The sequence below is a fragment of the Thermodiscus maritimus genome (genome assembly GCF_055382595.1).
This window is the reverse complement of record NZ_AP042434.1, coordinates 479831-505594: the sequence shown is the minus strand read 5'-3', so window position 1 is coordinate 505594 and position 25764 is coordinate 479831. Positions and strand designations below refer to the sequence as shown.

At 52.4% G+C, this 25764-nt stretch carries 25 protein-coding genes, 1 pseudogene and 1 CRISPR repeat array (1 of these 27 running past the window's edge); of the genes and pseudogenes, 7 read left to right on the top strand and 19 right to left on the bottom strand.

All coding sequences use genetic code 11. The features are described 5' to 3' along the window. Positions 1-3012: direct repeats of the CRISPR family, unit length 24 nt; unit sequence CTCTTAGTTTTGCTTGTTTTGAAC; it reaches 161 nt to the left of the window's first position. 346 nt (positions 3013-3358) lie between these two features. The 8 genes from cas1 to ACZ47H_RS02690 are packed head-to-tail and all read right to left on the bottom strand — an operon-like array spanning position 3359 to position 11508. Beyond that, the gene (gene cas1 / locus ACZ47H_RS02725) at positions 3359-4342 is read right to left on the bottom strand and encodes a CRISPR-associated endonuclease Cas1 (protein ID WP_464933666.1); all 984 of its coding nucleotides are present in this window, start codon (positions 4340-4342) and stop codon (positions 3359-3361) included. A 2-nt stretch (positions 4343-4344) separates the two neighbouring features. Then, positions 4345-4986 carry a hypothetical protein gene (locus ACZ47H_RS02720; RefSeq protein WP_464933665.1) on the bottom strand — a complete coding sequence of 214 codons (642 nt, stop codon included), beginning with the start codon at positions 4984-4986 and terminating at the stop codon, positions 4345-4347. Beyond that, entirely contained in the window at positions 4934-5215 is a 282-nt protein-coding gene (gene cas2 / locus ACZ47H_RS02715; protein WP_464933664.1) for a CRISPR-associated endonuclease Cas2, read from the bottom strand. The genes ACZ47H_RS02720 and cas2 overlap by 53 nt, the downstream gene beginning before the upstream one ends. 12 nt (positions 5216-5227) lie before the next feature. Then, on the bottom strand, positions 5228-7363 hold the full coding sequence (locus tag ACZ47H_RS02710) for a DEAD/DEAH box helicase (protein ID WP_464933663.1): 2136 nt from the start codon (positions 7361-7363) through the stop codon (positions 5228-5230). A 2-nt stretch (positions 7364-7365) separates the two neighbouring features. Next, positions 7366-8052 carry a hypothetical protein gene (locus ACZ47H_RS02705; protein WP_464933662.1) on the bottom strand — a complete coding sequence of 229 codons (687 nt, stop codon included), beginning with the start codon at positions 8050-8052 and terminating at the stop codon, positions 7366-7368. Positions 8053-8075: 23 nt separating this feature from the next. After that, positions 8076-9164, bottom strand: a complete 1089-nt coding sequence (gene cas7d / locus ACZ47H_RS02700) for a type I-D CRISPR-associated protein Cas7/Csc2 (protein ID WP_464933661.1) — start codon at positions 9162-9164, stop codon at positions 8076-8078. Further along, a complete protein-coding gene (locus ACZ47H_RS02695; protein ID WP_464933660.1) occupies positions 9161-9646 on the bottom strand; it encodes a hypothetical protein in 486 nt (161 codons plus the stop codon). The genes cas7d and ACZ47H_RS02695 overlap by 4 nt, the downstream gene beginning before the upstream one ends. Positions 9647-9648: 2 nt before the next feature. Then, positions 9649-11508, bottom strand: a complete 1860-nt coding sequence (locus ACZ47H_RS02690; RefSeq protein ID WP_464933659.1) for a hypothetical protein — start codon at positions 11506-11508, stop codon at positions 9649-9651. A 124-nt stretch (positions 11509-11632) separates the two neighbouring features. Between ACZ47H_RS02690 and ACZ47H_RS02685 the strand changes: the two genes are divergently transcribed. Both ACZ47H_RS02685 and cas6 read left to right on the top strand, forming a co-directional pair. Then, positions 11633-12301: a hypothetical protein gene (locus tag ACZ47H_RS02685; protein WP_464933658.1), complete on the top strand. Its 669-nt coding sequence runs from the start codon at positions 11633-11635 to the stop codon at positions 12299-12301. Continuing rightward, positions 12282-13121, top strand: coding sequence for a CRISPR system precrRNA processing endoribonuclease RAMP protein Cas6 (cas6, locus tag ACZ47H_RS02680; RefSeq protein WP_464933657.1), 840 nt, complete (start codon positions 12282-12284; stop codon positions 13119-13121). The genes ACZ47H_RS02685 and cas6 overlap by 20 nt, the downstream gene beginning before the upstream one ends. A 181-nt stretch (positions 13122-13302) precedes the next feature. On the opposite strand, the gene ACZ47H_RS02675 is transcribed toward cas6, so the two are convergent. Then, complete coding sequence (locus ACZ47H_RS02675) at positions 13303-13587, bottom strand: hypothetical protein (RefSeq protein WP_464933656.1); 285 nt, start codon at positions 13585-13587, stop codon at positions 13303-13305. 343 nt (positions 13588-13930) lie between these two features. Next, positions 13931-15038: pseudogene (locus ACZ47H_RS02670) on the bottom strand (inositol-3-phosphate synthase). 96 nt (positions 15039-15134) lie between these two features. Here ACZ47H_RS02670 and ACZ47H_RS02665 point away from each other — a divergent pair. After that, positions 15135-15464 carry a PadR family transcriptional regulator gene (locus ACZ47H_RS02665; RefSeq protein ID WP_464933655.1) on the top strand — a complete coding sequence of 110 codons (330 nt, stop codon included), beginning with the start codon at positions 15135-15137 and terminating at the stop codon, positions 15462-15464. Positions 15465-15577: 113 nt separating this feature from the next. Here ACZ47H_RS02665 and ACZ47H_RS02660 read toward each other — a convergent pair whose 3' ends face one another. The 3 genes from ACZ47H_RS02660 to ACZ47H_RS02650 are packed head-to-tail and all read right to left on the bottom strand — an operon-like array spanning position 15578 to position 17906. After that, positions 15578-16144, bottom strand: coding sequence for an ATP-binding cassette domain-containing protein (locus ACZ47H_RS02660; protein ID WP_464933654.1), 567 nt, complete (start codon positions 16142-16144; stop codon positions 15578-15580). Next, a complete protein-coding gene (locus ACZ47H_RS02655) occupies positions 16132-16878 on the bottom strand; it encodes an ABC transporter permease (protein ID WP_464933653.1) in 747 nt (248 codons plus the stop codon). Before ACZ47H_RS02655 ends, ACZ47H_RS02660 begins: the two co-directional genes overlap by 13 nt. A 20-nt stretch (positions 16879-16898) precedes the next feature. Then, positions 16899-17906 carry an ABC transporter substrate-binding protein gene (locus ACZ47H_RS02650; protein WP_464933652.1) on the bottom strand — a complete coding sequence of 336 codons (1008 nt, stop codon included), beginning with the start codon at positions 17904-17906 and terminating at the stop codon, positions 16899-16901. A 182-nt stretch (positions 17907-18088) separates the two neighbouring features. On the opposite strand from ACZ47H_RS02650, the gene acnA reads away from it, so the two are divergent. Then, positions 18089-20743, top strand: coding sequence for an aconitate hydratase AcnA (gene acnA / locus ACZ47H_RS02645; RefSeq protein WP_464933931.1), 2655 nt, complete (start codon positions 18089-18091; stop codon positions 20741-20743). On the opposite strand, the gene ACZ47H_RS02640 is transcribed toward acnA, so the two are convergent. Then, positions 20717-21082 carry a hypothetical protein gene (locus tag ACZ47H_RS02640; RefSeq protein WP_464933651.1) on the bottom strand — a complete coding sequence of 122 codons (366 nt, stop codon included), beginning with the start codon at positions 21080-21082 and terminating at the stop codon, positions 20717-20719. The genes acnA and ACZ47H_RS02640 overlap by 27 nt on opposite strands. Positions 21083-21251: 169 nt before the next feature. Between ACZ47H_RS02640 and ACZ47H_RS02635 the strand changes: the two genes are divergently transcribed. From ACZ47H_RS02635 to ACZ47H_RS02625, 3 genes are read left to right on the top strand one after another with little or no spacing between them, the layout of a single operon-like run. Then, on the top strand, positions 21252-21995 hold the full coding sequence (locus tag ACZ47H_RS02635; protein WP_464933650.1) for a 5-formyltetrahydrofolate cyclo-ligase: 744 nt from the start codon (positions 21252-21254) through the stop codon (positions 21993-21995). Then, a complete protein-coding gene (locus tag ACZ47H_RS02630; protein ID WP_464933649.1) occupies positions 21995-22561 on the top strand; it encodes a macro domain-containing protein in 567 nt (188 codons plus the stop codon). The genes ACZ47H_RS02635 and ACZ47H_RS02630 overlap by 1 nt, the downstream gene beginning before the upstream one ends. Next, positions 22558-23130, top strand: a complete 573-nt coding sequence (locus ACZ47H_RS02625) for a UbiX family flavin prenyltransferase (RefSeq protein ID WP_464933648.1) — start codon at positions 22558-22560, stop codon at positions 23128-23130. The genes ACZ47H_RS02630 and ACZ47H_RS02625 overlap by 4 nt, the downstream gene beginning before the upstream one ends. Here ACZ47H_RS02625 and ACZ47H_RS02620 read toward each other — a convergent pair. The 5 genes from ACZ47H_RS02620 to ACZ47H_RS02600 form a co-directional block, all read right to left on the bottom strand. Next, complete coding sequence (locus ACZ47H_RS02620; RefSeq protein WP_464933647.1) at positions 23127-23492, bottom strand: hypothetical protein; 366 nt, start codon at positions 23490-23492, stop codon at positions 23127-23129. The genes ACZ47H_RS02625 and ACZ47H_RS02620 overlap by 4 nt on opposite strands. A gap of 64 nt (positions 23493-23556) precedes the next feature. Beyond that, complete coding sequence (endA, locus tag ACZ47H_RS02615) at positions 23557-24108, bottom strand: tRNA-intron lyase (RefSeq protein ID WP_464933646.1); 552 nt, start codon at positions 24106-24108, stop codon at positions 23557-23559. Continuing rightward, on the bottom strand, positions 24098-24817 hold the full coding sequence (locus tag ACZ47H_RS02610; RefSeq protein WP_464933645.1) for a hypothetical protein: 720 nt from the start codon (positions 24815-24817) through the stop codon (positions 24098-24100). Before ACZ47H_RS02610 ends, endA begins: the two co-directional genes overlap by 11 nt. 68 nt (positions 24818-24885) lie before the next feature. Then, on the bottom strand, positions 24886-25284 hold the full coding sequence (locus ACZ47H_RS02605; RefSeq protein WP_464933644.1) for a hypothetical protein: 399 nt from the start codon (positions 25282-25284) through the stop codon (positions 24886-24888). Between the two features lie 41 nt (positions 25285-25325). Next, positions 25326-25760 carry a hypothetical protein gene (locus ACZ47H_RS02600; protein ID WP_464933643.1) on the bottom strand — a complete coding sequence of 145 codons (435 nt, stop codon included), beginning with the start codon at positions 25758-25760 and terminating at the stop codon, positions 25326-25328. Positions 25761-25764: the final 4 nt, after the last annotated feature.

Sequence of the window (25764 nt, the reverse complement as noted above, 5' to 3'; positions counted from 1 at the left end):
TAGACCCTCCTCTCTTAGTTTTGCTTGTTTTGAACCGGGTATATCAAACTCGTTAAATCCTCCTGCCACTCTTAGTTTTGCTTGTTTTGAACGAGTGATACCAATATAACGCCTTCTATCTCGTCCTCAGCTCTTAGTTTTGCTTGTTTTGAACTGGGCTGAGTCCAGGGGACTGGGAACGCCGTCACTCTTAGTTTTGCTTGTTTTGAACTGGATATTGAGGGTAGATTGGGAAGGAAGATAAACTCTTAGTTTTGCTTGTTTTGAACTTGCTTGTTTTGAACTGAGACCCAGACCCGCGATAAGCCAGTCTCTTAGTTTTGCTTGTTTTGAACTTGTGGCAGTATTGGCTGGGTGGTTTCTATGACTCTTAGTTTTGCTTGTTTTGAACACAGCTATCTCAACATCAACCATAGGGTCATCGCTTCTCTTAGTTTTGCTTGTTTTGAACACATCTCAGTAGGGTTCCAGCCCTGTGACGGCTCTTAGTTTTGCTTGTTTTGAACTCACCTTTGGGTATCCTAGTCTCTCAAGCTCTACCGGCTCTTAGTTTTGCTTGTTTTGAACTGGTTTTTATCATAGGATCGGTATCTATCTCGTTTAAAAACTCTTAGTTTTGCTTGTTTTGAACCTGATAACGGTTAACACCCTGACTCTCGATCTCTCGGCTCTTAGTTTTGCTTGTTTTGAACCCGCCTGAGAAGGGACCCATAACCAAGGCGACTCTTAGTTTTGCTTGTTTTGAACTGTAAAGATGAGGAGGGGAAGCACCCGCCTGCCCACCTCTTAGTTTTGCTTGTTTTGAACCCTTCTTGGAGATAGCGGCTGAGTTGTACCCCTCTTAGTTTTGCTTGTTTTGAACGGAGGAAAACGGCGGGTGGAGGAAAATATACTTACCCTCTTAGTTTTGCTTGTTTTGAACTGGAGGATACAAGCTTACCATTATAGTAAAACTCTTAGTTTTGCTTGTTTTGAACCTGCTAATAGCCACCATCCACAGCGCAATGCTCTTAGTTTTGCTTGTTTTGAACCCGAGCAAGAAAATAAGGCCAGCGACATGCTAGTAATAGCTCTTAGTTTTGCTTGTTTTGAACGAAGAGGGATAATACTCATACCAAGTTACTGTTAGACTCTTAGTTTTGCTTGTTTTGAACGCGTTAAGCAATAGTGGATTCGGGGTAGGATGGGACTCTTAGTTTTGCTTGTTTTGAACGTGAATGTAGGCGAGAAGATTGATATAGGATTGATATCTCTTAGTTTTGCTTGTTTTGAACATGCGGTGTGGAGGATGGCGTATAGAAAACACACTCTTAGTTTTGCTTGTTTTGAACTGGTAGCTTCCCATTCACTGTTTCTATCGTTGTCTCTTAGTTTTGCTTGTTTTGAACTGTTAATTTCATAATAGTGTTCGGTAAAGATTCGAGTCTCTTAGTTTTGCTTGTTTTGAACGGGAGGAGGGCAAGGAGCTCCTAGTCACGCTTGGATTGGACTCTTAGTTTTGCTTGTTTTGAACATTATAGACGGCAGCGCCGAGAAGGCGGCCGACTCTTAGTTTTGCTTGTTTTGAACGCGGGCGGCTGAATAACGCAATATAATAATGCTCTTAGTTTTGCTTGTTTTGAACTAGTATAAAGCCAAAGCCGAAGCCGAAGCCACAAAAACCTCTTAGTTTTGCTTGTTTTGAACCGGGAACCGATGCCGGTCTCACACGACTCATGCGCAAAACTCTTAGTTTTGCTTGTTTTGAACGATCAAAACGAAGAGCAAGAAGATGAAAAAATTGAACTCTTAGTTTTGCTTGTTTTGAACTGGGGAGGGAGAATAGCCATGCCTGCCGCAGTATTCCGTCTCTTAGTTTTGCTTGTTTTGAACGCAGGAAGGAGAGGCCGATACTGGTCGCCAGGAGGGCGCCTCTTAGTTTTGCTTGTTTTGAACAGGAGCGCCTGCTTAGTCTTCATATAGTAGAGCTTCTCTTAGTTTTGCTTGTTTTGAACGTGAGCGGGGTGACAGGGACCCCAAGCGATTTCTCTTAGTTTTGCTTGTTTTGAACTTCATGGTCCATAAGGGCTGTTCCTCTCCGGGCGCCTCTTAGTTTTGCTTGTTTTGAACCTGGGCTATCGATACCGCCATGCTTGTCATCCCCCTCTTAGTTTTGCTTGTTTTGAACAAGAAATAAAAGATACCCTGGAAGAGCTGCGGGAAATAGTCTCTTAGTTTTGCTTGTTTTGAACGCGCACCCGTGAGGTTCTTCACCATCACGTAGCTGGCTCTTAGTTTTGCTTGTTTTGAACTAGATTTAGTGGATTTGCTGGAGGACTTGGCTGTACTAGACTCTTAGTTTTGCTTGTTTTGAACCTGAAAAAAGGGGGTTCAGGACCCCCTAACAGATTATACTCTTAGTTTTGCTTGTTTTGAACTAAGAGGTTGGGTGGGTATCCCGGGGAGGAGCTAACTCTTAGTTTTGCTTGTTTTGAACTTGCAACTATTCAACAAGAAGAAATATTTGCTCAACTCTTAGTTTTGCTTGTTTTGAACTAAGGGCTTCCTTCACCGGGAATCCATTTGATACCTCTTAGTTTTGCTTGTTTTGAACGCCGAATCAGATGACCCACATTCCCTCGTTTTATTCTATACTCTTAGTTTTGCTTGTTTTGAACGAGAAGGATAAGAGGGGACTAGCGCTAGGGGGATACTCTTAGTTTTGCTTGTTTTGAACTGAACTCCCTCTCAGGCTTGTTGAGGATGTCCGCTCTTAGTTTTGCTTGTTTTGAACCAAGACTGTCTCCAGGGTCCATGCAACGGGAGAGACCTCTTAGTTTTGCTTGTTTTGAACGAGGGAGAGAGTGATGGCTAAGGATAAGAGGATTTGTGCTCTTAGTTTTGCTTGTTTTGAACCCGTCTAACGAGAATGCGAAGCACCTTACTGCCTCTTAGTTTTGCTTGTTTTGAACTTGAGAAAGATTTGGTTTACCCACTCATTAGAGGTAGCTCTTAGTTTTGCTTGTTTTGAACTAGCCTGTTTGTGTGGTTCTTTTTCATTGTTTTTATCTTGGGGTGGGGATCCCTAGTTCCAACTGGATCCCCGCCCGGCGTGGCCCATGCTTGCTGGTTGGACAAAAAGTTTTTAAATCTATCTGTGTTGGAGAGGGGCTACTACCAGTCTTACGCTGGGAAAAACGAACCAGTTGGATAAATAAAATATATTATCGGTTCGATATCCTATAATATTTAGTATCGGAATTTTATTTTTAGATCTAGATTTCTGCGAGGAATCCTGGAGTCGGAAGGGGGGAGATGTTGGGTTTGTTGTTTTTAGGATTGTATTTTTATCCCTTCTTGTGGTTTTGGGAGATTTTATCTAACTCTTTTTCCTCTTCGCGTACTGGGAGCGATCCCAGGCAACCGTTAGCCTCGTCCTCCTGCACTTTCCTTCTAGGTGTTTTGCTAGGCAGAATGCTTTTAGGTGTAGTTGTTGGTAGATTGTCTTTCTAGTTCTCTTGTGTTGTAGAGTTAGGTACTCGTATAGTGTTTTTATAGCCTTCCTCACCCATTCTTGTGTGAGCTCGCCGGTCTCGTCCAATTGTGGGAGGCCTTCATTGTTTATCATCTGTATTGTCGCTTCAATTGCCACTGGCTTGAACATCTCGATGTAGTCGAATGTTAGCGGGGTGCTGTATCTTGTCCTGTGGAGGAAGCCGTATGTAGGGTCTAACCCTGCCGCGATCAGTGCTTTAGTGGCGAGGGAGTATAGGACTGCGTACATTACTGATAGGGTCTTGTTAAACGGGTCCGGGTGTCTGGGCTTCCGGCCCGTGAAACCGTATTCATCCTTAAGAGTCTCTAGTAGCTCTGGCCTTACTAGTTCTACTAGCTTCTGCCAGAGGGTGTGGGAGGCCATGGCCTCCCATGACCGTATGCTCTCCTCGTAGAGGGATGGGTCCCCTGGCGTGCTTGGCGGGTCCGGGATGCCTGGAGGCGGAGTCTTGTGGTATGTGAGGATGTTCTGCATGCCTTTTACTTTAGACTTTATATACTCCAGCGCTATTCCTAGGGCCTTCTCCTTCACTAGCTGGTATTGGAGCCTCCTGTAATTGTTGTATCTTGTACCTATTGGGTTGACGAGTACTGAGACGCTGTCCATGGCTAGGATTGCGAGGGGTATGTTATGCATTGATAGGACTGGGGGTAGGGATGACCTTATCCTGACACGAGAGCCTATCACAAGAACCGCGTCAACGTCTCGGAGCCCGCGCTCCACGATTCTATCCGCTAGTTTAATAATGAGAGTGGATCTCCCCTTAACTCCCAGCTCTTCCGCCCTCTTCACGACTACAAGGCGCATTCTTAAACCTCCCTGTGGGGGCAGTAGTCTGCTAGCTCGCAGAGACTGCATAGATTGGGATCCTTCTTGTAGTGGTTCTTCCCTTCGATAATCTTCTCATGGATGCACTCCTGGTCCTCCTTGGAGAGTAGTTTATACATTACCTTCTGGGGGGAAGCGATTATGACTCCAACAGGTATTAGGCTCTCATAGTAGAGGGCTGTAGCGCGGAGCAGGGCCTGCCACGGCTTGGCCCTGTTTATACCATGCGAGGACACCTCTATATACAAGTTCATGAGGCCGTAGCCCGTGTCTAGGATATATACGAGGTCGGCCTTCGAGAGGGCGCATAACTGCTCATCCCCTCTCCTAAACCCTATCACTAGGTCATACTCTCTAGCCCCGCTCACGATACACGGTTTTCTCCTGCCTCCTCTGGAGCATGGCTTGACCACGTCTAGGAAGATATCGTTCACAAGTCTTACTAGATTGTCATGTGGCTTCTTGCTCTCCTCTGCAGTTGGGTAGGAGGGTTGGTCTAGAGGCGTTGATCCGTGCCATAGCAGGTTTAGGGCGTGGCGGCAGAGCATAGCCCAGCCTAGGAGGTTGAGCCTAGTATACCTCGAACCTTCTCTCCTGCACGATGTAGTGATCTTTTCCATCAAATACGTGTGCCCTCTGGTATTCGTCCTCTCTAACGACGATGATAAATAGTGAGTCGCCTTCTTCAACGATTTCCTTAGCTCGCTCCGCAATAATCTGCGCAGTTGTCGAGGTTCCTGGCCCTGCATAGACGCTGCGGTTAACTCTTGAGAGACCCATTTTGCGGAGGAATCTTCGCAGCTTTCCCCTCCTCTTCTCCTCCCCGATGTCGTATGTGACAATTACGATCACCTCGCGCCCGCCTCATATGAATACGACTGCATACCTGCTCCCCTTGGGGGCAGAGATCTCTGCACCCTCACCGGTATAGGATAGGTATTCTGAGACCTCTCCCCCGAAGTCGCCCAGGTAAACTAAGGTATCCTTTGCCTGTGGAGCTTCGAGGGTTATACGATCGCCGATAGAGATTCTCCCATTTAACAATTTCATGAGAAGGCGAAGCTCTACTATTCTTCCAGAGAAGGGTGAGGGGTTTTTCTCAACGATGACTTTCAGGGTAGATCTCTCCGGCTCGAGGCTTATCCAAAGGGTTCCCTCATTATCAATTCCCTTTATCTTAAAATTCCTTACAAGTAGCCCTATGGAAGCCTCTCCTCTAACCTGGTTACCCATCCCCGAATCTATCTTGTAAGCCACTGTGAAGCCTGTCCGCCTAAACATTAGTAGCTTTGCGAGGGAGCTTGGCCGCCCCGCATAAGCTCCAAGCAGGGATCGTGCTTCCTGCCTGAGACTTTGGAGGCCGTCTCCCAACTTTTTGGCCCCGGAGATCCTTGCGAGGGAGGCGATGCCGAGAGAGTATATGAGTTTCCTTCTCATCCTCCGGAATTCCTCGGGTAGTAGGTTGGCGACATCCCTCCTCCTCTTCGGATAGTCAGGGTATACTCTCTTCACCCAGTCAACGAGCTCGTAGTATCCCATTCTCCCACGAGGCGGGTTCTCCTCCAACGCATAGGCGGGCAGGACGAGATATACCTTTGAATCGACTCCTCTTCTCCCAATTCTCCCAATCCTTTGAACCACATCCTCGGAAGATGTTCCGGCCGTGACGCCAAGCACCACTCTGCCAAGGTTTACTCCCTGCGTGGTTGCCTCACTCCCAACAATAATGTTGGAGCCTGGAGTACAGTCTTCCTGAGGAATTATAGAGGCTATACAGTCAACCTTCAGCCCCCTGCTAGATAGGCTTCGGGCTAGGACCGATACCATCCACAGCCTGTCTAGTATGATTAACGCCTTACCAGCCCTTAGCGTTCTCAGCATCGCCAACAAATCATTCTCTACAATGCTAGGGACCCTATCCGACGCCCTAAAGTAGGCAGTATATCCTCTCCCAGCGTCTTCTACTGGCAAGAGTATGAACTCTGTATCCCCTCTCACGGGGAACCCATCGCCTCCCCCAGCTAAATTTGCCCTTACACTAACCGGATTAAGCTGGACGTGGGGCTTGATTTCTTCTAGGATATCCTCGGCTGGGGTTGCCGAGGAGAATACTATTGGGTTCTCGCCGCCTATGTACTCTTTGTAGAGTTTGAGGATTGCAATGAGAGAATCTACCTCGTAGGGACCGTAAAGGTGGAACTCGTCTATGAATAGTGGCAGCTGGAATAGTCTCTGGGCTGTTGCGATGCTCCCTACCTCTTCCCTAACCATTACTTGTGTTTCTCTAAGGATGTCATCTACCTCCTCCAATGTCTTCCCCTCTGCGAGAGCTACCAGTATGTTGTGCAGTGTTTTCCCAACCTTGTTGAAGTCGCGGTAGGCTCCCGTGGATACTAGCATGTATGTGTCGGGGGTCGCAAACACTATGAGGTATGTATCCTCTTTCCTAGCATACTTGTTGTAGATCCCCTCTACCAGGTGTTCAATAACCTCCCTCTTGGGTTCACCGTTGGGGGAAGTGATATACCTGCCTGAGAGGGCGAGGAGGATAACATACCGGCTCCCAGCCCAGGCGTTCCCAGCCCGTGAAGTGTCAACCTTATACACTATAAGGGGGCTCTCCCCGATTATTCTCCCTGCCCTGCAAAGTTTTCCCTGGTCTGAGTCTTTTGCATCTATTATCTCAGCTCCTAAATGCTCTACTAGGATTTCTTCTACAGTGCACATTTGGTTCAAGAGGAGAGTATTGTTTGGATATAACGCGATGAAGCCCCTAAGCTTATGATTCCCGGGAATTGTCACCCCTTTTTCAGTATTGAGGAGTAGGGTAAGAGTCTTCCCTGACCCGGTTGGAGCTGTCAGGACAACATCTTCACCCCTGTTCACGAGTTCGTAGACTTCCGCCTGGAACTGGTTGAGGGTTAGCGTGTCCGATAACTGCTTCTTAGAAAATGGTATTGAGAAGGCCTGCACGAGTATTATAGGTGCAGCTGATGACATTACTACTCAGCCACCCTAAGGGATGGCAGTACTACTACTTGTTCCCTAGAACCGTGCCTCACCTTGTAGACTAGAGCTCTCTCGGCGACCCCGAACGAGGCGATCTGCCCAGCTCCATGATCTAATAGTATAGAGTATCCTTCAACACTCACAACATCTTTCAGGTTGAAGGGGTGGGTTACTCTCTGCCACTCCTTAATAGCAACCCTAACAGGGGTTAGGTGCACCCGGAGGACCCCGCTTCTCTTCGCTCCTATTCTTGTAACTATTCTCTTAGGGAGCTCCCGTCTTGACACGATAAGGGTTCTTAGGATTGAACCAGGCATTAATACTACGTTTTTAGTGAAAAACGGGTAGGCTAGTCTAGGCCTGCCTCTTAATGTAACTATGCCTTCATTCTGGGCGGCCATTAATATCTCGGATAAGACAGCCTTTGCTACTATAGCCGGATATGCATATACCCCGTATTCCTGGTATAGTTTTATTGGCTCCTTATACTTTGTATGGTTGAATATTGATACGTAGCCAACATCGGGGTCTACTATATATCCTGCTAGAGCTAGTGTAAGGCCATAGTTGTGGACAACCGGCTGTATATTGTGGACGTAGTATTTAGTGGTAGGGTGCGCCCTGCTGTGATACCATAGCATCCCATCTATTCTAATATCGGCGTGATAGTACCAGGGCAACTCTCTCCAGGCCCCCAGGGCTCCTATCCGGATTTTGAGCCCTTTCCACGCCGTTGTTGCTGCTTACCTCCGCCTCTCAGCTCTTCTGTTATCAATTTATAGAGCTGCTTTATGTATGATATGCTGCTCTCCCATAGGTCCTTTATTGCTCCATCTGGATCGCTTGGATCAACTCTGCCAATGATATCCTCGTTGCTTAATGGGGTGAATCCTAATTCCTGCAGTTTTTTCTTCAAGTGATTTATTATCTCGCTCGGCTTTGTTATTCCCTGCCCCGCTATTTCATCGGCTAACTCTAGGGCGGTTGACACTGAGTGGTTGCCGCATCTTACTCCTAACAGGCGTACTCTTATCGTGCCGTATACTCCGCTTCTACCTCCTATTTCCTCTATGGTGGCTAGCGAGTAGAGTGTTGCAAGAAGCTCTGGCTCTGTTACATCATTTAGGACTACCCTTCCAATGAAGATAGTTCCTGGCATAACGTGGATCTCGCTGAATAGCGCACCGCCGGTGGTGGATATGTGCCCCTCTGTTACCTTATTGTGGGTCTCTGGCTGGATCATCCTGGCGGTGGCGAAGGCCGGATCGAAGTGGACTCTTGTCTTGATCCCTATACTCATGTTTCCACTAGCTACTGAGAACTGGGCCTGGGTTAGTGCGGCACCGAATATTGCGCACGCCGGACAGTAGCCGTCCATCCCAATATCAGTTAGCTTCTCTCCGCCACCCTTATCAGCTAGTGGAGGCTGGATAGTGCAATTCCACCCTTTCTCTAAGTGAGTCTTTGCCTTCACGAAGCCAAGATCAGCGGCCTGCTCTATGTACTTGGAGAGATCGGCTCCAGCGTCCCTGTGTGCTCTGAGGATCTGCAGCGTCCTCCTCCTTACCACGGCCATTAGCTTCTGCGGCTGTATTATGGGGACACTTAGCCCAGTCTCGGGCAGGGTTGCCTCATTGATGTCCCCCGGACCCTCCGTTCTCAACAGTAGTAGATTGGCTGCCTCGATAGTGAATACTACTTCTATCCTCTTACCATTAGGGAAGAGCCTTCCAGACTCATCTACTTCCCTAAGGCACGACTTCACGCTATCAAGCCAAGACTCAGACGTCACGGGCTCTCACCTCCCATCTCACTCTCTGAGGTGGGGCCCTGCTCAGGGCCCTGTTTGGAAAAAATGTAAGAGGCTACCTCTCTCCCGACCGGGGGAATCTTATTATACCTGGCCATCTCGGCAATAGCCGCTAGGGTCATGTTCATCAACCTTATCCTGGCACCAATAGGAAGGTCGCGGGTCGTCTCCCTGAACCTTCTAAGAAGCCCGACTAGAAGGTTGGCGAAGCACTCCCTACCCTTCTTGCTTGTTATCCTGTCTGGGACGTTTGACTCGGCTGTGACGGGAATATATTCTTCGTACCGGTCCCATACCATGAAGACTAGGGTCTCCAGTGCCTTTCTAACCTCCTTAACGTATGCATGTGTGGATTTATCCTGCCCGTGACCCACGATGGAGCCTAGTATGCCGGCTAGGGCCCCTGCATAATAGTCTACCCCCCGGCCGGGATCATACTTGCAGAGATCCTTTCCCGCGTCCACACTTAACCACCTCCCAGTCTAACCCTAAGGGATTCCAGGATAGAGTAGAGTGAGGGGGAACCGTATTGGAGGAGGAGGGGGGAATGCTGAGGAGGATAATCTAGCACCTCTAGTACTGCTGGGAGGTTCTCATTAAGCCTGTACTTCCTATAATATAACTCTACGATGGAAGCCATTGAGCTAGCCACGTAGGGAGTGTACCTGCCAATCACTTTATCGGAGGGCGGATAATCATACAATGGCTTCTTTCCCTTATAGTATGTGAGGAGATTCTCGCTTGGAACCCGTGGTGGCTCCTCTGATATTGTTAGAGGATATATTCCCCAGGCTCTGAGTACCCCTGCATGAGTCATGTCTGCTACCCACTCCCTTACATGTTCCCTAATCTCGTTCCGGTAAGGGATGTATACTGTCGATGAGAAAACGTCGTAGACGTAGTTTGGCTCCCCATAAGTACCTATGTCCTTGACCACTTCATTAAGCGTATCCTCCCAGTCATCACTGTAGAATAGACCTAGTACACTGTCAACCCTCGGAATCCCATTACCTAGGATAGTCCGGGCTAACTTGTTCATAAGCAACCCCACATCTCTTAGAACTTCGACTGGAACAGGCGGTCGTATTGTGAGGCTTATGAGATAATCCGTGTCTAATCTACTCCTAACTATAGCGTCTCCTAAGCATAAGGGGTCTACCGCATAGCCTACTCGTGGATTCCTCATAATCGTATTGACATTGCCAGGGTAGAGAGTTCTGTTCCACTGCTCTGTCTTGATCTTACTATTAAAGAACTGAAGGAAGTCGCCGGGCACGCCTACTGGCGTCCGGAGACCACATATAGGACATGTATATGTGCCTTCAGCGAACTCCACACCGTTTAACTCGATACCTTGCAACATATCCTTTACATGGCTTGGGAGAATCACCCTCCCCTGGATCCTTGACCTATAACCGTAGTAGATAAGGGCTATCTTGTAAGAGTTACCCCTGAAGTCGGGGTGCACGCCCTCATCACAATTCCCCTTAGTGTACCTATGCTCGCTGCAGTGCCTTGGCTTAGACCTCCCAGAGCACTCCTCACGGCATCGAGGGTTATCGCAGCAGTCCGAGTCCCAGCGTAGATAACCCTCAGTAGTCGCATCGATTAGCCCTTTTCCGTCTAGCCCTTCTCTAACAACGTCCCAGCTTATGGAGGCCACATTATTCCGGGTGGACGTGGGATCACTTGTGATAATAGCGAGCCCCATCGGCGTTGAGACTGGTACTACAAAGTTGGGCGATTCCCCGGCATAGTCCAAGATCTGTTCGTAAACTATCCTGCTGAGTAGGCTTCTTAAGTGAGGCTGGGGGATAGTAATGTTGAGTAGTAGTATGTCTAGGTCAATACCGAGGTCCTTTCTAGCTTCTGCTAGGATTGAGACTATATCAAGGGGGTTGCTGACTCCCTGGAGGCGGTCTGATATCCAAAGGAGCCTCCTCGCAGACCTTGGAAGCGTGGGGTCTAGCATTGTCTCAGCAGGATTAGTTACTAGATATGTTAAGTAGTATTTTGCTTCATCGGGGGTTAGACCGTAGGCCTCAAGGCCCTCTTCTACCCATTGACGGACTCCTTCGAGCGATGATTTATCTATGATTCCCATTTTCTGGGCCATGTCGTGGAGGAAGCCTACTATGAATGCTTCCTCTTCATCGATCGTGTCTTCAGAGATCTTCTTGTATTCACTTATGAATAGCTGGAATGTAGTAGCTACGCTATAGCTGTGGAGCCAGAGGCTTATGCTTGTCCAGTATTTGGCTGGGAGTGCTGCTAGTGGGGGTGGTAGGAGGGTGTATGCTAATCTTAGTCTCTCCTCGGTTTCCAATATACCCCCCAACTCTATATTCTGATGTAGTCTTACTATTTAAGTCTTACTATACAGGGTTAACTCAACAATAGTAACCCTTTAATAGGTGAATAATACACCGCTCCCTCGTGGCGAGTGTGGGGTGGGTGATTGCATAATCATCCCTGTCGGGGTGACCAAGGAGACCGTTTTGAGCCTAGTATCAGCCTCGAGCCTGGGTGAGAAGCTTGAGTGCCTCGTAGCCGTAACGGTCGCAGGCCTCGAGGAGGAGAAGAAAGCGATACTCGCGGGCCTAGAAGACAGCGCACGCTCAATGGGCCTAGTCTATAAAGAACTATGGGTTAAGAGGGAGATCTCAGATTTCGCCTCGACGCTCCTAGAAGCCCTCCTAGAGCATAAGCCCACTCGTGTCTACTTGTCGCTGCTCAGCGGCTCACGGTTCCTCTACCCCATACTGACCCAGGTCCTCCTATACTACTGGAGGCTCACTGGGGCGAGCGTCTACATCCTCCAGGGAATCGAGGGCGGTCCTTGGAGGGCTGAACCCCTTCCCGGATATGCTACAGTCGAGCTACCTCAGGGTCAGAGGAGGGTGTTTATACAGATCTACGAGCATCCAGGCGAGGAGCTCAGGACTATGGAGGACCTGATAGAGAAGTATGGTTATGGTAGGAGCATTTACAAGATCCTAAGAGAGCTGGAGGTGAAGGGGCTTATAGTGTGGAGGAGGAATAGGATACGGAAGACACTGCCAGGCAAGATCCTGTACAGGATGATGGAGGTGTCGGGTGGTGGAGTACAGGGCCATTAGAGTCCTGTTAGAGGTTGATGCGGGGGAGAGGTTCTCTGATTATACTGTGAGGCTTACTAAGACATTCATTCATGCATTAAACCAGGATGTGCTTGGCCTCATCAGGGGGTTTAAGGGGGTCCCCCAGCCACTCCACATCTCCCCATTATTCACTCGTGGAAGGAGGGAGTGGGAGCTGGGAGATGTTGTCACGCCGCGATACGTTTGGGGGGAGGATGGGTGGAGGCTCGAGCCTGTAAGGATTCAGGGAGAGTACCTCCTCCACGTGGGTGGAGAGGCTGGGCTCGTAGACATGATAAGGGAGAGGCTCGAGCGAGCTGGAAGGGAGATGCACCATATAAAGATTGGCGACCGCTTCATCCCATTCAAGGTAGAGGCGGTTGAGGACGTGACTAGTGCTGTAATGGAGAAGGAGCTTTCTGGAGGGAAGGTCGCGCTCTACCTTAAGGCTCCTACTCTACTATTCAATGTTTATGCGAAGTCTAGGTTGCCGAAGTTCTCCCCCACAGCTGTAGAGGTGTTGATGACCCCCTTCCTTCTCCGGAGTATGAGGAGCATGGACTACTCTGCCCTGGTTGAGGCCTCGAGCCTCCTAGGACACCTTGTTGAGACGTACTACTCCCTCAACACCCTAAAGCCAGTAATGATACCGTTTAGGGGGAGGAGGGAGGCCGCCTTGATGGGGAGGATCACGTATCTGGTCGAGGATAGGGAGCGTATAAGGAGGGAAGTTGAGGAGATATTGAGGCTCGCCGAGATCCTGGGGGTTGGGGAATCTAGGATGAACGGGTTCGGCACAGTCTCATGGACCAGCAGATAGTTGGATTGGGGGTATGGGAGATAAAACAGAGCCTCCTCCCGGGGCTTGTGTACTGATCACTGTTGTTATGCTAGTGGGCCTGGCTTAGCCTGCTTTAGCATCCTCTTGACTTTCTCCTCCGCCTCCTTCCCAGCCTCTGTGAACAGCAGCTTTATCCTGTCGCTGTACTTGAGGTATGTTATCATGATCGGGGCCTGTATATGTGCCATGAAGGCTGGATGACTGCCATGAACCGGCCCTGCCTGTCGAATACTGAAACGAGTACTGCTATTGTGAGTGATACGTTCTTGCTGACAGCGGTGAAGACTACGCTCTGGTGCTGCCCATACTCGAGCCGGAGCAGCTTAGAGTTGACTAGTGCTGTTAATAGTATTGTTGTCCCATAGAAGAGCACAGCTAGGGGGGTTAACACTACTAGGTCCATGTAGTGGGCTACCACAAGTCTATCCTCGCTGGCGAATATCACGTAGAGTACTAGGTAGAATCCTATCAGGGTTATTGTTGAAGAGTAGGGCTTAACCCTCCCGTACCCTCAAGGATGCTCGAGAAGCATATTACTTTATGCTGGTTCACCTAAAACCCCCATAGAAGCAACCAATTACAGTATCATGATAATACATTGCATGAGGGACTCTCCAGTAGAGTCTTAGAAGCACCACGAGTGATCACGGCTCTAATAAAGTAAAGCGGCGGGGACGTGGTCGCCATGGGGATTACGCTCTTCACTGCCCCCTGCTAGAGGGGCTCCGTCGACCGTCGTCCGCTCATCCAGAAATAGATTTATGCTGGGAGGGGTTTTATCCCCGGCTCTACCTTGGCCTCTTCCCCTCTATGAACTCCATGAACCACCTGTGGGCCTCCTCGTCGCTGGGCGCCTGTACTGGTGGGTGCTTGAAGAAGGGGGCGGAGACGCTTATAACTGGGCCTGCTACATGCCTGTCTAGGGCGATTCTTAGCCCCCCTCACCGCATCTATCATTGCCCCGGCGAACATGCTCTTATCGTCGACCTGGAGCTTCACCTCTATGGTTACGGGGAAGTCGGCGAAGGCTCTACCCTTCAGGTAGATATAGGCTATCTTCGTATTGCCAAGGAATGGGACGTAGTCGCTGGGGCCGATCCTAACCTTCCCCTTCCTCCACAGCTCCTCCCCATATGGGAGTATGCTTGTGACGGCGCTCGTCTTACTGATCCTCTTGCTCTTCAGCCTCTCCTCCATGAGCATGTTCTCGAAGTCAGTATTCCCTCCAATGTTCAACTGGTAGGTTTCCTCAACCCTGAGTCCCCGCATATGCATTAGTCTAACCAGGGTCCTGTGGAGCACGGTCGCCCCCAGCTGCCCCTTAATATCATCACCCACCAGGGGGAGGCCCGCCTCCTCGAACTTCTGGGGCCACACCCCCTCAGGGTCGCTGGCTATGAAGGTGGGCATCCCGTTGACAAAGGCGACCCCGGCTTCGAGGCTGGCTCTCGCGTAGAAGCGGCTCGCCTCCTCGCTCCCGACGGGGAGGAAGTTTATGAGTATGTCTGCTCCGCTAGACTTGAGGACGTCCACCACCTCCCCAAGTGTTACCTCCTTGTCGTGGGGGTTGAACCGGTCCCTCATATGCGGTGCTACGCCATCAAGGACTGGGCCAGGGTGGACTGCTACACCTATCCTCCTGGGGAGGTCTGCGAACTTGGGGGTGATGTTGGGGGGCTGGAATATTGCCTCTGCCAGATCCCTTCCAATCTTATTCTTGGAGACATCGAATGCAGCGACCCACTCTATGTCCCCTACATGGTATCCTCCAAGCCTCACGCTGGTGAGGCCCGGGACCTGCTCGTTGTCGTCGGCGTCCTTGTAGTAGTACACTCCCTGGATTAGGGCTGAGGCGCAGTTTCCAACGCCTGCTACAGCGACTCGTATCCTGCCCATATTTCACCACCGCAAATATACTATCTGGATTAATATGTCACCCCGCCATATAATAACCCTTACCCTCAAACCACACTATGAAGCGGGTTAAAGGGATTGAGCAGGCCCCCACCACTAAAGAGGCTGGAGAGGAAGCTTACAGTAGAAGTCCTATGGCTCTACATAGTAGCAGTCCTCCTAGCCCACGGCCCCACCTACGGATACGATGTAAGGAGGAGGATCTGGGAGGACTACGGCTTCAAGCCGGCAACAGTGACGACGTACACCGTCCTCTATAGGCTCGAAAAGGAGGGGATACTGGAGAAGGATGAGAGGGGAGTATACAGGGTGACTGAGAAGGGGGTAGAACTCTACAGGGATGCACTCTCCATGCTCCAGGGCATTGTTGAGAGGCTTAAAGCAGCTACCCATGGGGGGACAGCATAGAGACTATCTCCTCCGCAACCCCATACCTCTCCCCCCTCTCGAGACCGGTCAAGTCATAGGTGCCCACAACCCCCTTGGGGGGAGGCATGAGGACCACTATCCTATCAGCTATCCTAGAGGCTAGGAGGAGGTCGTGTGTAACGAGGACTATAGAGAATCCCTCCAATAACTAGGCCTGCAAGCATGTCTATAAGGGCAGCCTTCCCAGCAACGTCCACGCCGCTGAAGGGCTCGTCTAGGAGGAGTATATCCGCGCCCATAACAAGCCCCCTTGCTACGCTGGCCTTCCTCCGGGTCCCCCCGCTCGCGTGCCTAGGATACTTCCCGAGATGCTCCTCGAGGCCGAGGAGGCGTGCAACCCGCTTAGCCCTCTCAACGGCCTCCTCCCTAGGAGTCCCGCGGACGCGGAGCGGGAGTATAATGTTGTCGAGCAGAGTCTTCCAGGGGAGGAGCATGTCGCTCTGGGGTATATAGGTGGGGGTTCCCCTTACCACTAGCCTACCCCTAACACCACCAACAAGGCCCGCGATAGCCTTGAGGAGCGTGGTCTTCCCAGCACCGTTTGGGCCTGCGATAACCACTATGCTCCCCTTCTCAACAGTGAATGTGGCTGGCCCCATCCTAGCACGCCCGCCCGGAGCCACTACGAGATCCTCCGCCTCAATCATCACGCGATCCACTTCCTGCTCCATGACTCAAGCCTCTCCAGCACAAGCTTATCCAACACCACCATGAGGGTTACCAGGAGTATGGCCCAAGCCATGAACCCCTCATACATGTGCAGCTGGTAGTATAGCCAGAGCCTATACCCTATACCCCCACTCGCCCCGAAGGCCTCCGCAACAACGCTGATCCTCAACGCCACCCCAAGAGCGCTCCTCCCAGAAGCGATTATGAACGGCACGCTGGCGGGGGCGAGTATGTGAACCAGCTCCCCCGTCCTGGATAAGCCGAGGATCCTGGAGAGCTCACCGTACTCGCTCCTGGCGACCTCGAATCCCTTGAGGGTCCCCGATAATAGTATGGGGAAAGATGTTGCCGCTGCAACCCCGACAGCGGGCAACCTGCTCGTGAACCCATATATTATTAGGAAGAGGAGGGCCCAGACCAGCGCCGAGACGCTATGGATTAGGACGTTGAAGGCTTTAACAGTCTCCTCCACGAGCCCGTTAACCATGGCTAGCCATGCAAGGATAAGGGATGCCGCGAGCGCCAACGTAAAGCCCGCCAGCGTATTCTCCAGCGTTACCAGTGCATCCCGTCCAGCCACATGGAGGTTCCTGGCTAGGAAGGAGAATGTATCCCTTATACCGGGGAGTATCCCGGAGTGGGTGGAGAGGATAAACCATGCTGAGAGGAAAATAATCGTTGAAACCGCATACGCTGTCGTGCTCCTCAGCCACGCCCTACCCAACTCGCCATTACCCATAGCGGTTAGCCGGTTGAGGATAGAGTGCTGCAGGTAATTATCCTGTCACTAGACGGGATCTCGTTGATGTATCCCGCCTCCTTAGCCAGCTCCCATATCTTGACCATTGAGTCGACGTAGTTGTCGGGTATACAAGATCCCGCTAGTATAGGGTCCCTCTCCCAAACCTTCTCAGCAACCTTCTCGTCGATATTGTATTCTCTGGCTAGGAAGCTTATTGTCCAGTTGCTATCGTTATTCCACTTCTCCGCGGCGAGCTCGTGTGCCTTCAGCACCCTCTCAAGGAGAGTCTTATTCTTAGCCACACTAGATGAAGCGACCCACACGAGCATTGGGTCCGGCTGGTCCCCTGCATACTGGCTCCATAGGTCCTTATAGGTTGCAACCACCTTCATCCCATACTCCACCACTGCCTCCGAGACGAGGGGCTCCCAGATCACTGCGGCGTCGACATCACCCTTAACCAGTGCGTCAACCACCGCGGGCGGCGGGAGGTTGACCACCTGTACATCATAACCCTCCCCCTCGCCAACCGATAGGTTGTAGAGTTCCTTCATGAACGCCTTGAACAAGGCGTAGGTACCCGAGCCCACGACGGCGGCAACCTTCTTCCCCTTAAGATCGGCTGGAGTACTGATGTTGGAGTCGGGCCTCGCGAGTATGGCCTGGTTTAGACCATAATCCACGGCTATAATGTAGACGTCGCCGCCCCTCTCCATCGTAACAGCGGCAAGCTCCACGGGCACCACTATGATCTGGGCGTCACCCTTCAGTATAGAGTCGACGACCTGTGGGGGAGTATTGAGTCTTAGGAGGGTAAGATTCAAGCCAGCCTCCCGCTGTATATCCTCTGAGGCGGCCACCACGTCTATACTGGATATGCCAGACTTTATAGTAGCCCCCACAACTTTGAGCGGCGCTCCGCCGCTCGCCTGCCTGGAGGCGAGGATGTATCCACCTATAACTATCACGACTACCAATAATACTGCGACCACAGCCCACGTCCTATTCAATCAACAACCACCCAGTGGTTCCCATGTCCTCACCGGGAATAAAAACGGGAGAGTATAGATTATAATAACAGGCCCCTATCACACCATTTTACAAGACCATATAATACCCGGATCCGCACGGATAATCTTATGTGGAATAGGTGGGAGTATTGGCTTTTGAAAAGAAGGCGTTCGAGGACTACATGGAAACCCCCCAGGGGAAGGCCAAGATCTACAGGATCGACAGGATCGACGAGCTGGGCCTGGGAAAGTACGAGCACCTCCCCTACTCGATAAGGATCCTCCTCGAGAACCTTGTGAGGAACTACGACGGATACGTAGTGACCGAGAAGGAGGTCGACGCTGCAGCTAGGTGGGAGGAGTACGCTGGTAAGAAGGATATCCCGCTCTTCCCCAGCAGGGTTATAATGCAGGACTTCACCGGGGTCCCTGCAGTCGTGGATCTAGCCGCTATGAGGGACGCCCTGAAAGACTTCGGGAGGGACCCTGCGCGACTGAACCCGCTGATACCAGTCCACCTCATCATAGACCACAGCGTCCAAGTAGACTACTTCGGGACATCATACGCCCTCCTCTACAATATTAGGAGAGAGTATGAGAGGAACTCTGAGAGGTACACCCTCCTAAAGTGGGCGCAGAACTCCTTTACAAACATGAAGGTAGCGCCTCCAGGGAAGGGCATAATCCACCAGGTGAACCTCGAGTACCTAGCCAAGCTAGTATGGGTTGCTAAGTGGAACGGAGAGCTCACAGCATACCCCGACAGCGTGCTCGGAACAGACAGCCACACCACCATGATAAATGGGCTAAGCGTGCTGGGATGGGGAGTTGGCGGAATAGAGGCTGAGGCGACAATACTAGGCCAGCCCTACTACATGCTCCTCCCAGAAGTCGTAGGGGTAAGGCTTGAGGGAGAGCTGCCTGAAGGCGCTACGGCCACCGACCTAGTACTCTACATTACCGAGAAGCTGAGGAAGGTGGGTGTTGTAGGGAAGTTTGTAGAGTACTTTGGAGAGGGTGTAAAGAAGCTCTCTGTCCCCGACAGGGCTACGATAGCCAACATGAGCCCCGAGTACGGCTCCACTATGGGATACTTCCCACCAGACGAGGCCACGATAAACTACCTCCTGCTCACCGGCAGGGACCCCGCCCACGTTAGGACGGTGGAGGAGTACCTCAAGAAGCTCAGGATCTGGTATGACCCCGAGAACCCTGTCCCACGCTACACCCAGGTCGTGGAGATAGACCTCAACAACGTCGAGCCAAGCATTGCAGGGCCAAGCCACCCCGAGGACAGGATACCCCTCAGGGAGGCCAAGAAGAAGGTTAGCGAGGTAATCAACTCGTACCTAGAGGAGAAGAAGAGGGGCAGGATCACAGTAGAGATTGAGAGCGACGGGGAGAAGTTCAAGCTGGGAGACGGGAGCGTAGTACTAGCAGCGATAACCAGCTGCACAAACACGAGCAACCCAGGCCTCATGATAGCCGCGGGCCTGCTTGCTAAGAAGGCTGTGGAGAAAGGCCTAACAGTCAAACCATGGGTGAAGACCAGCAACGCCCCCGGAAGCAGGGTTGTTCCAGACTACTGGGAGAAGCTGGGTCTAATGCCCTACCTAGAGGCGCTGAGATACCACATTACGGGATTCGGCTGCACAGCATGTATAGGCAACAGCGGCCCGCTGCCACCCGTGATAGAGGATGCTATCAAGAAGAACGACCTATGGGCGGCGACAGTGCTGAGCGGGAACAGGAACTTCTCCGGCAGGATCCACCCGCTGGCCAGGGGCAACTTCCTAGCCAGCCCACCACTCGTGATCGCGTACGCCCTAGCAGGGAGGATCGACATCGACTTCTACAATGAGCCGATAGGCTACGACCCCAACGGGAACCCAGTATACCTCAGGGACATATGGCCATCAGCCGAAGAGGTGAGGAAGGCTGTAGAGGCCGCGCTGGATCCAGAATCCTTCAAGGAGAAGTACGCGAACATATGGGAGGGAGACGAGCACTGGAACAAGCTGCCAGAGCACAAGTCGGTAACATACCCGTGGGACCCGAAGAGCACCTACATAAGGAAGCCCCCATTCTTCGAAGGCATGCCCCTAGAGCCACCAGAGCCCCAGGACATTAAGGGTGCAAGGGTACTAGTATGGGCCCCCGACAGGACGACTACAGACCACATAAGCCCCGCCGGAAGAATACTCCCCGACACCAAGGCGGGCCAATACCTGCTAAGCCTGGGAGTCAAGCCACACGAGCTAAACACCTGCGGGTCGAGGAGGGGCAACCACGAGGTCATGATGAGGTGCACCTTCGACAACCCAAGATTCAGGAACAAGCTCACCCCCGACAGGGAGGGAGGATGGACTATATTCTGGCCCACAAAGGAGGTCATGCACGTATACGACGCCGCGATGAAGTACAGGGAGATGGGGATCCCACTCATCATACTAGCAGGGAAGCAGTACGGGACAGGGAGCAGCAGGGACTGGGCGGCCAAGGGGCCAGCGCTGCTGGGAGTTAAAGCAGTGATCGCCGAGAGCTACGAGAGGATACACAGGAGCAACCTCGTAGGAATGGGAATACTACCCCTAGAGTTCATGCCCGGCGAGAACGCTGAGAAGCTCGGCCTCGACGGGAGCGAGGAGTACGATATCCTAGGCATAAGCGAGGGCCTAGAGCCAGGAAAGATACTAACCGTCAGGGCTAGGAAGGAGGATGGCACTGTAATAGAGTTCAAGGTAAAGGCGAGGCTCGACACCCCCATCGAGGTAGAATACTACAAGCACGGAGGCATACTCCAGTACGTGCTAAGAACCAGGTTCCTCAAGGGCTAGGCAGGACCCCTTAAGCCTCTCGAGAGCCCACTCATACACCCTCCTTTTACCACCCACATACCCGTAGCCAAGCTTAAACACTCTCGCGGAAACCCTCCTACCCCTAACCCTTGCAACTACAACCATGTCTCTCCACAATCCAATGAACACGCGCCCCTCCCTAACAATACAAGCCCCGGGGGGATTATCGCAGAAGCCGAGGCGGCTCCCCCAGTAGACTAGGCTCCTAGCCAGCCTCGCAGACACTCCAAGCTCCCCCGCCAGCACTATAGGGTCGCAGGGAACACTCCTCTCAAGAGCCCACACCAAGGGGAGGAGCCACGGATACCTCTCGAGCAACCCTCCACAACCCAGCCAACCATTATAGGCGGCCCCTGGGGTATAATCCATTCCCCGGGAGGGCGGCGATGACGCCCGCTGGGTTATATGACTGGGAGAGGGATGAGTAGTTCACGGACCAACAGAGCCGCCCTCCCACATAAACACCAGGCGCTGGAGGCGACACCGATTGAGTATATCCGGTTTAAGCAAGGATGAGATAAGGAAAATCGTCTATAAGAGGCTCCGCGAGGCGGGGGTAGCTAGGCCACCCTACCCTATAGAGGGGAGGATACCGAACTTCAAGGGGGCCGAGCAAGCCTGTAGGAGGATCGCGGCTCTCCCCGAATGGAGGAGGGCTGAGACGGTTAAGATAAACCCTGACTCTCCCGAGAGGAGCATACGCTACCTCGCCCTAGCAGAGGGTAAGCTCCTACTAATGCCCACCCCCAGGCTGAGGAACGGGTTCCTCCTACTAGACCCCTCCCGCATACCCCGGGAGAGGCTTAGGGAGGCCTCCACTATAAGAGGCTCCTTCAGGCTGGGCGAGCTTCTCGGGACCCTCGATAAGCTATCAGCTAGGATCGAGCGAGTAGACTTCATAGTTGAGGGGAGCGTCGCCGTTGACAAGTATGGTGGAAGGCTGGGCAAGGGCCACGGGTACGGCGACCTAGAGTGGGGGATACTGAGGGAGCTGGGGCTTGTAGGCGAGGAGACCCCCATAGCGACCGCTGTCCACGACCTGCAGGTATTCGAGGAGAAGCTGCCCCAGGAGCCTCACGACGTGCCAGTAGACTATATCTCGACACCAACAAGGCTGATCCATGCAGTGGGTGGGAGGAGTAAACCCAAGGGGATAATATGGAGTATACTAGATACTGAGAAGATCAGGGAGATCCCCATACTACGAGAGCTCTCGAGGGGTGCATTGTGATGGCCAAGTGCTGGAGGCTTGGAAACGGGATAACCCTCATAGTAGAGGAGGGGGATATAACCAAGGCCCGCGTAGACGCTATTGTGAACGCCGCAAACAGCCTCCTAATAATGGGAGGGGGAGTGGCCGGCGCGATAAAGAGGACTGGGGGAGAGGAGATCGAGAAGGAGGCAGTCAAGCACGCTCCAGTACCAGTGGGGGAGGCGATCGCAACCGGGGCCGGGAGGCTGCCGGCGAAATACGTGATCCACGCCCCCACAATGGAGAGGCCGGCAATGAGGATACCCTTGGAGAACGCTGTAAAGGCCACTAGGGCCGCCCTTAGAGAGGCGGAGAGACTGGGCGTAGAAAGCATAGCCTTCCCAGCTATGGGGGCAGGCGTGGGGGGCCTGCCTGTCCGCGGCGTCTCCCGGGAGATGGCTAGGGTTGTTGCAGGCCACAAGCCCGGGAGCATCAAGAGGGTCTACTTCATAGCATATGGTAAGCGGGCATACGAGGAGATGGTGGAGGGAGTAGAGGAGGCGCTTGGAGCGGGAGAAGAATGCGAGGGGATCCTTGGAGAGTGAAGTCTGTATCCCTAGCAATAACAGGGGCCTCCGCCGTAAGGGTAGGGGTAGCTGTAGCTAGAGCCCTCCACGAGTATGGCGTGGAGGTTGCTGGAATAATAGTTTCAAGGGGAGCCTACCAGGTAGCCAGGTACGAGGACAACCTTAGCCCCGAGGAGCTGAAGAGCACGCTAGAATCCTATGGGCCCGTCTACGATGAGAGCGACTTAACCTCGCCCCTCGCCAGCAGCAGTAGCCAGCCCGATGCGATGGCTATAGTCCCAGCGAGCATGAAGACGGTGGCAGCACTAGCCTCGGGGTATAGTGGAAACCTAGTGGTGAGGGCGGCTCTCAGCATACTCCGGCTCGGTAGGAGGCTGGTGGTGGCGCCCCGCGAAACGCCGCTTGGAGTCATTGAGTTGGAGAACCTAGCCCGAATAGCCAGGGCTGGAGCAGTGGTAGTACCCCTCTGCGTAGCCTTCTATAATAAGCCTAGGAGCCTGGACGACGTGGTTTCTTTCCTCGCCGGCAAGGTGCTCGACGCGCTCGGAGTCCCAAACGACCTCTACAGGAGGTGGAGGGGAGGCTAGAACTCCTCGTCGAAACCGAACTCCCTCTCCAGATCCATCAGCTCCTCCTCGAACTCCCTACCCTTCTTGGCTTTAACGGCGAGGGCGCACCTACCGTCGGGGAGCATTGCTCTCTTCTCGCAGTAGGCGAACCTGCAGCTCGCTCCAATACACTTGTCGCCTATCCAGGCGCACATTGCAACCTTGATCGGCCTCCCCTTATACTGTTCAGTCACGATTCTCAGGGCCCTCTTCTGGCAACGGAAGAAGGGGCAGAGGGGGTTGCATCGATCACCTATAGGCCTGGGCTTCGGCTCTCCTCTCCCGCCCTGCCTCCTTTCCGGGTATCTCCTCCTGGGACCCCTTGGACTATATGTTGACACGACTATACCCCTCAAGCATCCCCTGGAGCATCATGCCTCTCTACGTCTTCTTCCCGATAATTAGTCATGGCAGGAGCCATTTAAAGATTAAGTAACTAGGAGACCCGTTAGGCTCTACAGACGCGAGTATGAATGCCTTCCTAACACTATGGCTCAGCCTCCCAGCCCTAACAATATCCGTAGGCTCAAGACCCTCATCGTAGCCTACAACGTGTACAATGTATGGGGCGTGCTCCAGTCCAGGGCCAAGCCTGTAGACGGTGAAGTCCGCACCGAACTTGAGCCCGCTTCGCACTATGAGCCCCTGGGAGCGGAGTGCCTTGTAAACAGGGTATTCCAGGGGGAGGTCTGGGTAGTATTCCTTCATCCTATCCCACAGCTGGCTGAAACCTATAGGCTCTCCGCTTTCATCGACTATTGTGATCACTCCCTCCTCTAGCAGGTAGAGGGCTTCCAGGGGTGATAGCCTGACAGGCGAGTCGAATTGGGCGTTCCGCGGCTTCTCCACTCCCAGCGGGTGGCCGTAGAAGCCTTCCCCATAGAGGCATCTAGAGTCCTCTACCGACTCTACTACCGCCAGGGAGCCGTAGAGCCTCGCCCTAGGCTTACATTTCATAGGCGGTCCCGCCGCCACCTGTACTGGTGGAAGCCATCCCCACGCCTAGTATGAAGTAGTTGAGCGAGAGCTTCGAGAGCAGGTCCATTGCCTCCTCGAGCATGTCGACGGCATCCCTTACAAGGATGTAGTTCTTGAAGTCGCCGGCAGAGTGTATGAGGGTCTCAAGTATCTCCCTGTACAGTTCGTCGACAAGCCTTTCTACCTCCTGCACCTTATCATTCCTAGACTCCATCATCCTTGCAACCTCATGGTTCCCCATAACCCTCCCGGCTAGGCGGGCTAGGGTTGTAACATGCCCGCTCGCCTCAGCTATAAGCTTGAGCATCTCCTTCATATCACCCAGTATCTTCTGGTCTGGGACCGCCCCAGCCATCTCCGCCAACTTTATCCTATGGATGAACGCCTCGATCCTAGCCACTATATCCCTGTAACCCTCGGTTAAACGGAGGATCAGCTCCTTTGAGTCGACAAGCTCGATCCTCCCCGAAGCGATGTAGAGGAGGAGCTGGGCAACGCTCCTCTCAATCCTCTCCTTAGATAATGCTAGATCCTGCCTGAACAGCTTATCCACGACCTCAGCCCTAGGCAGGGAGTCCTGGTCGAATGTATTGTTGACTGCTACTATGATCGCCTCCAGCTCCCTGGCGATGTTGACCAGGTGCTCTACTACCACCTCTCTACTAATGCTACCAGAGCCTGCAAACATGCTAGCACACCGGCGGTTCTGCGTGTTTCACTCGTTAGGCATCCGGGTTATAAAGGATTAGACTCTCGCTACTCTAGACGGTTGAGTATCTCGTAGAACAACTCCCTCAGCCTAGAGGCCTCCTCTAGATCCCTGCTACCAGCATACTCTGCAAGCCTCTTCAGGAGCCTAACCTCCGAGTGATACGCTGCCTCCGCATAGTAGCCGGCTAGAGCGTATAGGGCCTCCGACTCCGGGCCAGCCTGTATCCGGCCTTCCTCGATCGATGCAATGATCCTCTCGGCATCGCTTATCAGGGCTCTGCGGAGGCTCCTCAATCTATTCAGGGAGTCTCTAAGCTCTGAGACCGTGCCTCCGGGGTCGACTGTAGCCTCCTTTATCATCTCCTCTATTGACTCGACCGCTCTAAGGTGCTCCTCGAGCTTCATGGAAAGGAGCTGGGCTAACACGTTTGCTTCTCCAGTCAACAATCCCCCACCCTTGGGGGTAAGAATGATGGTTAAGGGTGTTATACGTTCAGTCTTACTCCCAGCTTCTCTGTTCCCCTATAGGGTCTAACCGTTGCTATGCTCTCATCGGCGATCCCATGCTCCTCCATGAGGTCTGGGTTAACGTGGACATGATTCTCATCAACTTCCTCGTCCTGTATGGCGAGGAATACGAACCTGTGCCTACGGGCAACAACCACTTCCAGCTTCTCCGTTATACCGAGCATTGAGGCTAGACGGGGGTTGATCTTAGCCTTCTCCGGTGGAAGTGAGTCGTCGTATTTCAGCCTAATCCTCTTCTCCGAGATCTTCTTCTCCCTAACCTTTAGGCTAGACGCGGGGGGTATGACTGATAGTATGTCTTTAAGGGACCCCCTGGGCCTCTCGGGCTGCACCTCTTCACCTTGCTCGGAGCCCTCTATCCCCTCGCGGGGTGCTTCCTCCTCGAACACCACTCGT